General features: G+C 60.7%; 11 protein-coding genes and 1 pseudogene. 6 read left to right on the top strand and 6 right to left on the bottom strand.

Features of this window, described 5'->3' with window-relative positions:
- Positions 1–40: 40 nt before the first annotated feature.
- Together N7E02_RS10020 and N7E02_RS10015 are read left to right on the top strand one after the other, a co-directional pair.
- Positions 41–736: a GNAT family N-acetyltransferase gene (locus tag N7E02_RS10020; RefSeq protein ID WP_286581747.1), complete on the top strand. Its 696-nt coding sequence runs from the start codon at positions 41–43 to the stop codon at positions 734–736.
- Between the two features lie 10 nt (positions 737–746).
- The gene (locus N7E02_RS10015) at positions 747–956 is read left to right on the top strand and encodes a hypothetical protein (RefSeq protein ID WP_286581746.1); all 210 of its coding nucleotides are present in this window, start codon (positions 747–749) and stop codon (positions 954–956) included.
- 32 nt (positions 957–988) lie between these two features.
- On the opposite strand, the gene N7E02_RS10010 is transcribed toward N7E02_RS10015, so the two are convergent.
- On the bottom strand, positions 989–1,861 hold the full coding sequence (locus N7E02_RS10010; RefSeq protein ID WP_286581745.1) for an aldo/keto reductase family oxidoreductase: 873 nt from the start codon (positions 1,859–1,861) through the stop codon (positions 989–991).
- Positions 1,862–1,977: 116 nt separating this feature from the next.
- Here N7E02_RS10010 and N7E02_RS10005 point away from each other — a divergent pair, with 116 nt between their 5' ends.
- Positions 1,978–2,898: a LysR family transcriptional regulator gene (locus tag N7E02_RS10005; RefSeq protein WP_286581744.1), complete on the top strand. Its 921-nt coding sequence runs from the start codon at positions 1,978–1,980 to the stop codon at positions 2,896–2,898.
- Here N7E02_RS10005 and N7E02_RS10000 read toward each other — a convergent pair.
- The 4 genes and pseudogenes from N7E02_RS10000 to N7E02_RS09985 form a co-directional block, all read right to left on the bottom strand.
- Entirely contained in the window at positions 2,895–3,959 is a 1,065-nt protein-coding gene (locus N7E02_RS10000) for a nickel/cobalt transporter (RefSeq protein ID WP_374730681.1), read from the bottom strand. The genes N7E02_RS10005 and N7E02_RS10000 overlap by 4 nt on opposite strands.
- Positions 3,953–4,597, bottom strand: a pseudogene (locus N7E02_RS09995) (DUF1007 family protein). Before N7E02_RS09995 ends, N7E02_RS10000 begins: the two are co-directional and overlap by 7 nt.
- 94 nt (positions 4,598–4,691) lie before the next feature.
- Positions 4,692–5,585: a LysR family transcriptional regulator gene (locus tag N7E02_RS09990; protein ID WP_286581743.1), complete on the bottom strand. Its 894-nt coding sequence runs from the start codon at positions 5,583–5,585 to the stop codon at positions 4,692–4,694.
- 34 nt (positions 5,586–5,619) lie between these two features.
- The gene (locus N7E02_RS09985; protein ID WP_286581741.1) at positions 5,620–5,952 is read right to left on the bottom strand and encodes a type II toxin-antitoxin system PemK/MazF family toxin; all 333 of its coding nucleotides are present in this window, start codon (positions 5,950–5,952) and stop codon (positions 5,620–5,622) included.
- A gap of 761 nt (positions 5,953–6,713) precedes the next feature.
- Here N7E02_RS09985 and odc2 point away from each other — a divergent pair.
- The 3 genes from odc2 (at position 6,714) to N7E02_RS09970 (ending at position 9,443) form a co-directional block, all read left to right on the top strand.
- The gene (gene odc2 / locus N7E02_RS09980; protein ID WP_286581740.1) at positions 6,714–7,847 is read left to right on the top strand and encodes an ornithine/lysine decarboxylase; all 1,134 of its coding nucleotides are present in this window, start codon (positions 6,714–6,716) and stop codon (positions 7,845–7,847) included.
- A gap of 108 nt (positions 7,848–7,955) precedes the next feature.
- Positions 7,956–8,525 carry a GNAT family N-acetyltransferase gene (locus N7E02_RS09975; protein ID WP_286581739.1) on the top strand — a complete coding sequence of 190 codons (570 nt, stop codon included), beginning with the start codon at positions 7,956–7,958 and terminating at the stop codon, positions 8,523–8,525.
- 246 nt (positions 8,526–8,771) lie between these two features.
- Complete coding sequence (locus N7E02_RS09970; protein ID WP_286581738.1) at positions 8,772–9,443, top strand: OmpW/AlkL family protein; 672 nt, start codon at positions 8,772–8,774, stop codon at positions 9,441–9,443.
- 90 nt (positions 9,444–9,533) lie between these two features.
- On the opposite strand, the gene N7E02_RS09965 is transcribed toward N7E02_RS09970, so the two are convergent.
- Positions 9,534–11,510 (bottom strand): methyl-accepting chemotaxis protein, encoded by a 1,977-nt coding sequence (locus N7E02_RS09965; protein WP_286581737.1) that lies wholly within the window; start codon positions 11,508–11,510, stop codon positions 9,534–9,536.
- Positions 11,511–11,875 lie beyond the last annotated feature (365 nt).

Below are 11,875 nucleotides of genomic sequence, written 5' to 3'. Positions count from 1 at the left end.
ACCTCTGGCGTAATCCACGAGCATCAGGAAGAGGTCATTCATGCGCGATCTGCAGAATTATAAAGTTGCCGCTCCGGCACCGGTCACCCTCAAGGGCAGGTTCATCACGCTGGAGCCCTACGACCGCGACAGGCATCTGCAGGATCTCTGGGACGCGCTTGGCGGTGCCGATCAGATCAACGACCTGATCCGCTATTTTCCCAACGACCACTATGCGAATGCCGAGGAGTTCGCTGCCTGGCTGGAAGGCGTTCGCGCCAATTCGAGCTTCGTCACGCTGGTTGCTCGCGACAACGCCACCGGCAAGGTTGTCGGCATGGCGAGCTACATGCGGCCTGACCCGAAGAACGGCGTCGTCGAGGTCGGCTCTGTGGCCCACGGTCTGGCGATGAAGCGCTCGCCGATGTCGACCGAGCTGCATTACCTCATGGCCAAGCATGTCTTTGATGATCTCGATTACCGCCGCTACGAGTGGAAGTGCCACAACGAAAACGAACCTAGCAAGGTGACAGCGATACGCTACGGCTTCACCTTCGAGGGCGTATTCCGCCAGCATATCATCTCCCGCGGCGCCAACCGCGATACGGCCTGGTTCTCGATGATCGACAGCGAATGGCCGGTGATCAAAGCCGCCTTCGAAGCCTGGCTGTCGCCCGACAATTTCGACGCGGACGGCAAGCAGAAGCGGAAGCTCGAAGATATTCGCGCCGAGATCGCAAAGAGCACTGCGGCTTGAGGAGAATGCGATGACGCCCGAGGCGAAATCCCAAGCGATCGCGGCAGGCGCCATCCTCATCGGCGCCGTCGTCGTCATCTATTTCCTGCCGACGCTGGTGCTCTGGATCGGGCAATATTCGCCGGTCCTCGCCTTCGTCGTGGGTGCTGCACTTCTGCTCGGCTTCTTCTGGATCTTCTGGCTGAGAGCGCGCTACCAGCGCAAAAAGCGCGGCGAGTGACCGCCGCGCCTTCCATCAATCAATGAGCCTGATCAAGCAGCGTTGGCAATGCCTTCCAGCTCGTCAATGGCATCGGCTGGCAGTGTGAGGTCCGCTACCGCCAGATTTTCCGCCAGATGGCCGCGCGAGGATGTGCCCGGGATCAGCAAGATGTTCGGCGCGCGGTGCAAAAGCCAGGCGAGCGCCACCTGCATCGGCGTCACTTCAAGGCGAGCTGCAACATCCGACAGTGTGGACGACTGCAGCGGCGAGAAGCCGCCGAGCGGGAAGAAGGGCACATAGGCGGTGCCTTCCCGCGCCAGCTGGTCGATCAGCGCGTCGTCGTCGCGGTGGGCGAGATTATACTGGTTCTGGACGCAGACGATCTCGGTGATCTTACGGCCATCCTCGATCTGCTTGCGCGTCACATTCGACAGGCCGATATGTTTGATGAGGCCCTGTCTCTGGAGGTCTGCAAGTGCGGTCAGCGGCTCTTCCAGCGAGCCTTCTGCTGGGCCGTGGACGTCGTACATCGAACGCAGGTTGACCACTTCCATAACATCCAGCTTGAGGTTTCTCAGATTGTCATGGACGGCCTTGGTCAGCTCTTCCTTGGAGAAGGCCGGGTTCCACGAGGCATCCGAACCACGCACCGCGCCGACCTTGGTGACGATGACGAGATCTTGCCTGTAGGGGTGCAGGGCTTCGCAGATGATCCCGTTGGTGACGTGCGGTCCGTAGAAATCGCTGGTGTCGATGTGGTTGACGCCGGCCTCGATCGCAGCGCGCAGCACGGCGACAGCCTCGGTGCGATCCTTCGGCGGCCCGAACACGCCTTTGCCGGCAAGCTGCATGGCGCCGTAGCCGAGGCGGTTGACGTTGCGGTCGCCCAGCTTGAACGTTCCGGATTTTTCGATGCTGGTCATGGTAGCTCTCCTTGCTTCAATCGAAACCAAGTCGTTTCAACTGAAACAAAGATAGGCCTTGTTGGTTCGCTCGAAAATACATGCTAATCCGGACGGGCTGTACGGAGAGACGGACAATGCAATTCGATATCGGCGAGCTCGGCTCGTTCATCGCGGTCGCCCGTGCCGGCGGCTTCCGGCAGGCGGCGCGGCAGACGGGTGGCAGTGCGTCCGGCCTCAGTGATGCCGTGCGCCGGCTGGAAGCGCAGATCGGCGTCAGGCTGCTCAATCGTACGACGCGCAGCGTTGTGCCGACCGAGGCTGGGCGGGCGCTGATGGAACGGCTCGGCCCGGCAATCGCCGAGATGGAAGCGGCGCTCGACGTCGCTAGCGGTTTTCGCGACCGGCCGGCGGGCCAGTTGCGCCTCAATGTGCCGGTCAGCGCCGCACGGCTGATCTTGCCTGACATCGTTCCCGCCTTCCTTGCCGCCTATCCAGATATCCGTCTGGAAATCCTCACCGACGAGAGTTTCGTCGATATCATCGCAGCCGGCTGTGACGCCGGTATCCGATATGATGAGCGGCTGGAGCAGGACATGATCGCGGTGCCGATCGGCCCGCGCGTCCAGCATTTCGCCTTCGCCGCCTCGCCCTCCTATCTCGACAGGCGTGGGCGGCCGGAACATCCGCGCGATCTGCTGACGCATTCCTGCATCCGTGCGCGCTTTTCCGGCCGCGCCGTTTCGCCCTGGGAGTTCGAGCGGGAAGGGGAAACGATCGTCGTCGATCCGCCATCGCAACTCATCGTGCAGGCCGGTGGCGGATCGGATCTCGGGGTCGATGCGGCGATTTCAGGTGTCGGCGTTATCGCGCTGTTCGAGGGCTGGCTGCGGCCGCATTTCGAAAGCGGCGCGCTCGAGCCGGTGCTGCCGGAATGGTGGGAGAGTTTTCCGGGCCCTTTCCTCTACTATCCCGGCCGCCGGCTCGTGCCGGCGCCGCTTCGCGCCTTCGTCGATTTCATCAAGACGCATCGGAGCGAGGGAAGGGTTGAAGGCTAAGCCTGCAGCGAAGCACCCAGCAACGAAAGCCCGACCAGCAGTACGAACAACGCGCCGCCGATCTCGATTGCTTGGCCTATGCGGCGGCCGGTGCGCGAGCCGGGTCCGGAGACCCTGAGCGCGATATCCTTGGCGCCGACGGCAAGCGTGGCGAGGATCGTCACGGTGATGGCCGTTCCGATCGACATGGCAAGCACGGACAGGATGCCGCCGAGATAGAGGCTGTTGAGCAGCGAGAAGCTCATCACCAGGATGGCACCGGAACAGGGGCGAAGGCCAACGGCGATGATCGCCGACCATGCTTCCCTGAGGCTGAAATCCTTGGCGCCGAGCATTTTCGGGTCAGGCATATGGCTGACGCCGCAGGCCTCGCAATAATCGCTCTCGCCTTCATAATCGTGGTCGATCTCGACTGCCTGGAAACTAAGGCCTGTCGAGTTGCGCGCGGCGGATGGGCCGTCGAATAAGCCCGCCGTTGCCGGCGCTGCTTCCGGCACGCGCACGACGCGCATATTGAGGCCGCGGATCTTCTTCAACAGCAGCCATGCCCCGAACAGGGCGACCATGGCGAAGCTTGCGACCTCCATTGCCCAGGTGGCCTTGGTCATGGTGATGCCCGTGCCGCGCAGCAACACGAAGGCGACGCCGACGACGAGGATCGCGACAATTCCCTGCAGCAGTGCCGAGATGAAAGAGATCGTCACGCCGCGGCGAAGCTCCACCTCGTTGGCGATCATGTAGGAGGAGATTACCGCCTTGCCGTGGCCGGGGCCGGCTGCGTGGAAGACGCCATAGGCGAAGGACAGGCCGATCAGGCCGGACAGAGCGTAAGGATCCTCACGCATCGCCCTCAGCGCGCCGGTGAGGGCGCGATAGAAGGACTGCTGGTAGTAGTTGATCCAGTTGAAGAACGGACCGAGCGGACCTCCGATCGAGAAGGAGGGTTCGGCCGATCCGACACCGAGCGGCGACTGCGCATGGGCGGTAGAAACCAAGCACAAGGCCGTGATCGCCGCCACCGCAAGAGCGGCCGTGCGGTTCATCTGTCTGCGTTTCAGCATGTCAGCTCCAGACGGGTCGCGAACATTTTCGACATGTCGGTTCCGGTCGGGTCATTGAAGAAGGCGTCGGTCAGCGAGGCGCTGTTCTGGGACAGAACCTCGTCGGGGTCGGGACGGACGACCTGGTGCTTGCATTTCGCAAAGCCGGGACCTTCCGCGACAAGGTCCTTGTCGGTCGGAAAATCGATCGCCGTATACATGGTCGGGTCATAGATGCCGAAGGTCAGGCGACCCTTGAGCGGCATCGGTTTGTCCGGCTTCACGGAGAAGAAAACCAGGATCTGGTTGTCCTTGAAGGTGACGTGGATGACATCGGGCTTCTGGACGCCAACGGATGCGCCATTTGCTGTCAGCGTGGTGAAATAGTGGTAGTCGCCGAGCGACGTGCGCATGGTCTCTCCGAGTTCTGCAAGCTCCTCTTCGTCGAGCTTCAGGTCGGTATTTTTGTCGAAATCGAGCAGGACGCTGGAGGAGAACACTTCGTCGAAACGCCAGACATTGCGCAGCTCCGCCACGTTGCCGTCCGCGCCGGCGATCACTTCCAGCCGCAGAATCGACGAAGATATGCGGATGGGCGAGGGCGGGCAAGGAAGCGCCAACGCCGTCAGGGCCGTGATGATCGCAATCCTGTTTCGCATCCGCGCTGGCATTCCCTGTTTCGTCCGGCTGGCCGGCATTGCTGTGCCGCCGAAATGGGACGGAATTTCGACTCGAGTGTTAAGCGTTACCTGTTCATCGCGCCTGGCGGAACCAGTTGGCGAGAAAATCGACGAAGCTTCTCACCTTCGCCGGCAGGTAGCGGCGATGCGGATAGACGGCATAGATGCCGCGATCCTTGATGATGTAGTCGTCAAACAGCGTCACGAGTTCGCCTGATTGAATCGAGGCATTGGCGATGAAGTCGGGAATGATGGCGATGCCGAGCCCGGCGCGCGCTGCGCGCAGCGTCGCCTGCGGGCTGTTGACCTCGATCGGGCCTGAGACGCCGACCGAGATCGTCGAACCATCCTTCTCGACGAAACGAATATTGTTGTGCCAGCGGGAATTGGTGTCGATGATGAACGGCACGCCGTTTAATTGCTGCGGATGGTCGAGCGGGCCGTATTGTGCCACGATATCCGCAGTCGCGATGGCATGGACGCGAAAGTCGTTGAGTTTCTTGGCGATCATGCCGGAATCTTCCAACCGCGTGATGCGGATCGCGAGGTCGAAATTTTCCTCAATCAAGTCCACGAACCGGTCGTCGGCGACGATTTCCAGTTGCACGTCCGGATGGGCCTTGGCGAAGTCGATCATGCACTGGCCGATCTCGGCATCGATGAAGGTGCGGGGTGCCGAAACACGCAGCCGACCTTTAAGGTCCGCATTGCCCTCGCGCACCAGGTCAGCAAGGTTGTCGATCTCCTTGAGGATATCGGAAGCGCTGCGGTAATAGGTGTGACCCGCCTCGGTCAGCGAGAACTGGCGCGTGGTGCGGTTCAAGAGTAGCGCGCCGAGATCATCCTCCAGTTCGCGGACATATTTCGACAGCAGCGCCTTGGAGCGGCCTGTACGCCTTGCTGCGGCGGAAAAGCCCTCCGCCTCGACCACGTCGATGAAGGCGCGCATGCGGGTGAGTGTATCCATGACGGTGAATTGGCTCCAGCTCTTACTCGCTGCCTTAGTCGGATAAACCCAAGGCGAAGGCAAGCGCCACGTCGAGTCGCTGAACATCCTCGTCGCTCAGGCGGCCAATCGTGTAACCGATGCGGCGACGAGATACGGCAATCGGCTTGTCGGCCATAATATCTGATCGATGTTTCAGGCCATTTTCACTGGTAGGCGCGACGGCGACCCGGAAACCGGCCGTCTCATCGACGACGGATGTCAGCTGGCAGACCACGACTGCCGCACTATTGTTGGTTAGCAAGATATCTGAAGTGACGATGACTGCCGGCCTTAGCTTGCCGTAGTCGCCTGACATGGCCACGGTAACTAGATCGCCACGCCTCATTCGAGATCGCGATCCTCGTTATCAAACATCGATACTGCCTCGATCCAACGCAAGGCTTCAGCTTCGTCTTCAGGGTCCAATCCAGCCATACTTCAATTGTGAATGTAGTGCCGTGGCAATCGCCGCGCAAATGTTATCCCCGTTCGCAAATCGCGAAAATTTCTCCGCTCTTTATGATCGCAAAATCCTCAAGAAAACGCCTCATCATCACCACTTTACATCAATGTAATTCGCCTGCCGTTTTCGTGCAAACCGGGTATCCGGGACCAGGTTGTAGAATTTTCGCCAGGGTGCAAAAAATCTCTTGATTATGACGGCGAATATTCTTATCTCCCGGCTTGCCCAAAGTCGCACGTGCCTGTGGGTGTCCGCCGACCCTCGAACTGAGATTATTCTCTAAGGTGAGGTCATCGGTAAGGTACCTGGAACTAACCGCTCCAGTCGCTATTCCGGCCAACCGGGAAATGCGAGGACATCTTGAAGCAACGACGGTGCGGGCCTTTCTAGTCTCTGCATGCTTTCCATCAGCATGCAATTCTGAAGAGGCACACCTGAATTGCCGGAAGTGCGGTAGGGACAACCCTCCAATCCAAGGCAGACAAAGCCGGATCAAAGCCCGTGGCAGGGCGTTGCTCCACTGTTCGCGCGGTAGAGCGTGTCTTGCGTCCCGGGGTCTCCATCGGCCGGGCCTTGCGCATTCTCATCCGTCCTTTGTCCTCCGGTTCGCAGCCGGAGCTTTGAGATTTTGAAGGGACTGACCGATGACCACTGCTCGTATCCTCGACTTCATCAAGACCCAGCGTCCTGAAGGCCCGTGCCTTGTCGTCGACCTCGATGTCGTGCGCGACAATTTCCATGCTTTCCGTCATGCGCTGCCGGACAGCTCGATCTATTACGCGGTCAAGGCCAACCCGGAACCGGCAATCCTCAAGCTGCTCGCCTCCCTCGGCTCGAGCTTCGATTGCGCCTCCGTCGCTGAAATCCAGATGGCTCTCGCCGCCGGTGCAACCGCCGACCGCATCTCCTTCGGCAACACGATCAAGAAGGAGCGCGACATCGCGCGTGCCTTCGAACTCGGCGTCGGCCTTTTCGCCGTCGACAGCCACGAGGAAGTCGAGAAGATTTCCCGTGCTGCCCCGGGTGCAAAGGTGTTCTGCCGCGTTCTGACCGATGGCGAAGGCGCCGAATGGCCGCTGTCGCGCAAGTTCGGCTGCGTCCCGCAGATGGCCGTCGACGTTCTCGTCTACGCCCACCAGCTGGGTCTGGAATCCTACGGCGTATCCTTCCACGTCGGTTCGCAGATGACCAAGGTCGATGCCTGGGACTCGGCTCTGTCCGATGCCAAGCGCGTCTTCGCGCAGTTGGCCAAGCAGGGCATCGTCCTGCAGATGGTCAACATGGGCGGCGGCTTCCCGACCAAGTATCTGCGCGACATCCCGAAGGCCGAAGAATACGGCCAGGCGATCTCCAACTCGCTGCGCAAGCATTTCGGCAACAACCTGCCGAAGACGATCATCGAGCCGGGTCGCGGCATGGTCGGCAATGCTGGCGTCATCAAGGCTGAGGTCGTTCTCGTGTCGCGCAAGTCGGACAACGACAACCACCGCTGGGTCTTCCTCGACATCGGCAAGTTCGGCGGTCTCGCCGAAACCATGGACGAGGCCATCCGCTACCCGATCCGCACCGAGCGTGATGGTGACGAGATGGAGCCCTGCGTACTGGCCGGCCCGACCTGCGATTCGGCCGATGTACTGTACGAGAAGAACATGTATCCGCTGCCGCTCACCCTTTCGATCGGCGACGAAGTTCTGATCGAAGGCACCGGCGCCTACACGACGACCTACTCGGCCGTCGCCTTCAACGGCTTCGACCCGCTCAAGGCCTACGTGATCTAAAGGCATCCGCCTCAAGACTCCGCGGTTCCCGTGCCTCCAGGCGGGAGCCGCAAATCCACAATGATCGTCCGATACCGTTTGAAACGGTTTTGAGTTCGGGAGGCCCGCATGGCCACTGTTCTTGATTCTGTCCGCGCTCTTTTTGCGCCTGCATCCACCTTCACCATCGACGCCGAAACCCCGGCGGACGTAGTGGCTCGCGAAAACCTGCTCGATCGCGCCATGGGTGCTGATCGCCGCCGGAAATCGTCTGAAAAGATCCGCCGCAACCGCGTGCCGGCCGAAGGCTTGGCGCTGGTCGCGCGTGACCCTGACGGCCACGTTATCGGCACGGTTCGCCTGTGGAACATCGAAGCCGGCATTTCGCCGGAAGGCAGCCCGATCGATGCGCTGCTGCTCGGCCCGCTGGCGGTCGATGCCGCCCATGAGGGTAAGGGTATCGGCGGTGCGCTGATGCGTGCGGCGGTGGCGGAAGCTCATGAGCGCGGCCACGGCGCCGTCCTGCTCGTCGGCGACGCCGCCTATTATGAGAGATTCGGCTTCTTTGCCGAAAAGACTGCGCACCTCGTCATGCCGGGGCCGTTCCAACGTGACCGTTTTCTGGCACTGGAACTCAAGGCCGGCTGGCTTGAGGGTGCTGCGGGCATGATCGTCGCAAGTGGACGTAAGCTGGCCTAAAATACTGTTCAGCAAAACAAAGGCCTCGCGGCCGCTCCGATCTGCCCGAAACCCCGCCTCCACATCCCCCAGGAGGCGGGGTTTCCTTTGTAACCTGTGTCATATCTGCAAAAGCTGTACCGCCTGTCGGATCGGTTGATCTCGATCAACTCAAATTGCCATCGGCGCGCCTAGACCTCTCCCTGCAAGCAAACATGCGGACTGAAGGAGAGCTTTCATGACTATCAATGGCGGGGGCCGTTTGCGTTGGGTCGCGGGTATCGGCGCAGCTTTTTTGCATTCGGGGCGGGTATCCCGGTTTACGGCGCGGATCTGACACCCGCCCAGGTCGCCCCGGTGGTGGACGAGACACTCGAGGCGCAGAGCCCATGGCAGATCCGCGTCCGCGCACTCGGCGTCATCACGCGTGATTCCGGATCGGTGAACGGTCTTTCCGGCTCCGACTTGTCCTACTCGGATACGGTCATCCCGGAACTCGACATCAGCTACTTCTTCACCGACAATATCGCTGCCGAGCTGATCCTTGGCACGACCTATGCGAAGGTCAAGGAAGACGGCGTCACTGGCCTTCCGGTGGGCAAGTCCTGGCTGCTGCCGCCGACATTGACGTTGCAGTATCACTTCACCGATCTCGGCGCCTTCAAGCCATATGTCGGTGCCGGTGTAAACTATTCGATCTTCTACAATCAGTCGGACAAGGGCGACTTCAAGAACCTCGATGTGGACAACCACTTCGGCTGGGCGCTGCAGGCCGGCTTCGACTACATGATCGACGAACACTGGGGCGTGAACTTCGACGTGAAGAAGATCTTTCTCAAGACGGATTGGAAAGTCGAGGACAGCGCGCTCGGCCCGCTTTCCGGCAAGGCAAAGATCGATCCCTGGCTGATCGGCGCGGGTGTCACTTACCGCTTCTGAGAGCACGGGTAAGGGGTGGAGGTCACGGCGCGGCTCATGGAGCCGCGCCGTTTTGCATTGGAATAGGTCTGTTGGCGGTAAGACCTGCGATCAGAACTCTTCCCAGTTCGCCTGGGCGGCAGCCGATGAGCCGAAGGCGGAGCTAAGCTTGGCGCCGAGCGCCCTCGCTGGTGAGGTTGCGGCCGGACGATGCGAAGGCGAAGCAACGGACAAGGCCGGGCGTTGAGCGGGCGCCGACGGCGCCGGGGCATGTGTCCTCACGGGTGCGGCTGCACCGCCGGAGCCGACATTGAAGTGGCCGAGAAGGGCCGTCAGCGAGGCGGCTTCGGTGGCAAGGCCGTGGCTCGCAGCGGTGGATTCCTCCACCATTGCCGCGTTCTGCTGCGTGCCCTGGTCCATCGTATTGACGGCCGTGTTGATCTCCTGAAGGCCGGTGGACTGTTCGCGGGCCGCCTCGACGATGGCGACGACGTGGCGATTGATCTCCTGGACTTCCGTCACGATGGTCTGCAAAGCAGTCCCGGTCTGGCCAACGAGCGATACGCCGGTGCGAACCTGATCGGCGGAGGCCGTGATCAGTGTCTTGATTTCCTTGGCGGCATTGGCCGAACGCTGGGCGAGCTCGCGCACTTCCTGGGCGACGACGGCGAAGCCCTTGCCTGCCTCGCCTGCACGGGCGGCCTCAACGCCGGCATTGAGTGCAAGCAGATTGGTCTGGAAGGCAATGTCGTCGATGACGCCGATGATGTTGGAGATCTCAGCAGAAGATTTCTCGATCTCCTCCATCGCGGCGACGGCATTGTCGACAACCTTGCCGGAGGTCTGCGCTGTTTCACGGGCGCGGGCCACCAGTATGCCGGCTTCTTCGGCGCGGCGGGTGGAATCCTTGACCGTGGTGGTGATCTCTTCGAGCGCGGCTGCCGTCTGCTCGACCGATGCCGCCTGCTGTTCGGTGCGCTTCGACAGATCGTCGGCGGCACCGCGGATCTCGTTGGCGCCGGCATCGATGGCCCGGGCGTTCTGGCCCACTGCCGTCAGCGTCTCCTGCAGCGTCTTCATCGAAGCGTTGAAGTTGGTCCGCAACTGGTCAAGTTCGGCGACGAAGGCCCTGTCGATGCGGTAGCTGACATTGCCCTCTGCAAGGGCCTGCAGACCGGTGCCCAGGGCATCGACGGCGGCCTTGGTCTCAGCCGCTTCCCGTGCTTTCTGCGCCTCGCGCTCGGCCTTTTCCCGCTCCGAGAGGCTGCGGTTCGCGTTGGCTTCCTCTTCGAGGCGGATACGCTCGATGGCGTTGTCACGGAAAACCGAGACCGCGGCTGCCATGTTGCCGATCTCGTCCCTGCGGCCAAGGCCGTAGACTGGCGCTTCGGTCTCACCGTCGGCAAGCGAACGCATGCGTGCCTGAAGCGCTGCCAGCGGTTCGCTGATCTCGCGGCGATTGATGAAGAGCGATAGCGCGATGCCCAGCGCGAAGAGGGTCGCAAGCGCTACGAGCGAATATAGGATGGTCTGGTTGGTATGCTGCTGCAGTGCCGCAGCCTTGGTGTCGATCGCATCGCTGGATGTATTGATCCAGCCGCGCATCTCATCGAGAACCGTCACCATCCGGTGCTCCACCTCGAAGAGGGCGACCTTGGCAGCATCGCGATTGCCGCTGTCGCTTGCGGCGACAGCCTGATCGAGCAGGGTGGCAATTGCCTTGGAGCCTTCCTCGAAGGAGCGGATTGTCGGAGCGGCTGCGGGATAGGCCGCTTCTGCATCCCTGAACAGGCCGAACAGTCGCTCCTTGCTGGCGACGAAGTCTTCCTTCGCCTTCTTGTAACTCTCGTCGGCGGGGTCGTGCAGATAGAGCTGCTGGGCGTCATAGGCGATCGCGACGAGCCGCTGGCTGGCGATCGCCACATTGATTTCCGCCCGCGCGTTCTTCGAGATGAAGTCTGAATATTCGCGATCGGCCATCTTGTAGTTGCTGGACACGTATCCGACGCCAGCGATGCCGATCAGGCAGGTCGGAACTAGAAGACAGAGTATCTTCGTGCGGATGCGGAAGTGCTGCAGAAATGACATGACGTCCTCAAAATGGGATTGAAGGCTGCTGCCCTTCGGACGTCCCCCGCCCGACAGCAACCGCCGGCCGGGCCGGCAGGCAAAATATCGCCTCAAAATTTTAATGTGGCGTTAAGCTTATTTTGGGTTGCGTTAGCTGTATTTAATTAACACTGAATGGTGTGGCGTATAACTGTAAATTATTATGCGTAAGGAAGTGTATCCTTGTCCGATTTGTAGCGTATCGATCAAATATAGTTAGAATAAGACTGTGTACGTTACCGTACATATCTCCGGCGGCGAACCAACGGGATCATGAATTCAATCCAGTTTGCGCTTTGTCAAAAATTGAACTTGGATGCCGCCCCGGCTAATCTGACGTTGAT

This window comes from Terrirhizobium terrae, assembly GCF_030323265.1.
In the GTDB taxonomy this organism is placed as follows: Bacteria; Pseudomonadota; Alphaproteobacteria; order Rhizobiales; family Rhizobiaceae; genus Neorhizobium.
The sequence above is the reverse complement of the archived record's forward strand: the minus strand, read 5'-3'. Positions and strand labels throughout refer to the sequence as shown.

Excerpts from the sequence above, each read along its gene's own strand:
- N7E02_RS10010 (WP_286581745.1), bottom strand. The coding sequence starts at position 1,861 with ATGACCAGCATCGAAAAATCCGGAACGTTCAAGCTGGGCGACCGCAAC.
- N7E02_RS10005 (WP_286581744.1), top strand. The coding sequence starts at position 1,978 with ATGCAATTCGATATCGGCGAGCTCGGCTCGTTCATCGCGGTCGCCCGT.
- N7E02_RS10000 (WP_374730681.1), bottom strand. The coding sequence starts at position 3,959 with ATGCTGAAACGCAGACAGATGAACCGCACGGCCGCTCTTGCGGTGGCG.
- N7E02_RS09990 (WP_286581743.1), bottom strand. The coding sequence starts at position 5,585 with ATGGATACACTCACCCGCATGCGCGCCTTCATCGACGTGGTCGAGGCG.
- N7E02_RS10015 (WP_286581746.1), top strand. The coding sequence starts at position 747 with ATGACGCCCGAGGCGAAATCCCAAGCGATCGCGGCAGGCGCCATCCTC.
- N7E02_RS09975 (WP_286581739.1), top strand. The coding sequence starts at position 7,956 with ATGGCCACTGTTCTTGATTCTGTCCGCGCTCTTTTTGCGCCTGCATCC.
- N7E02_RS09985 (WP_286581741.1), bottom strand. The coding sequence starts at position 5,952 with ATGAGGCGTGGCGATCTAGTTACCGTGGCCATGTCAGGCGACTACGGC.
- N7E02_RS09965 (WP_286581737.1), bottom strand. The coding sequence starts at position 11,510 with ATGTCATTTCTGCAGCACTTCCGCATCCGCACGAAGATACTCTGTCTT.
- odc2 (WP_286581740.1), top strand. The coding sequence starts at position 6,714 with ATGACCACTGCTCGTATCCTCGACTTCATCAAGACCCAGCGTCCTGAA.
- N7E02_RS10020 (WP_286581747.1), top strand. The coding sequence starts at position 41 with ATGCGCGATCTGCAGAATTATAAAGTTGCCGCTCCGGCACCGGTCACC.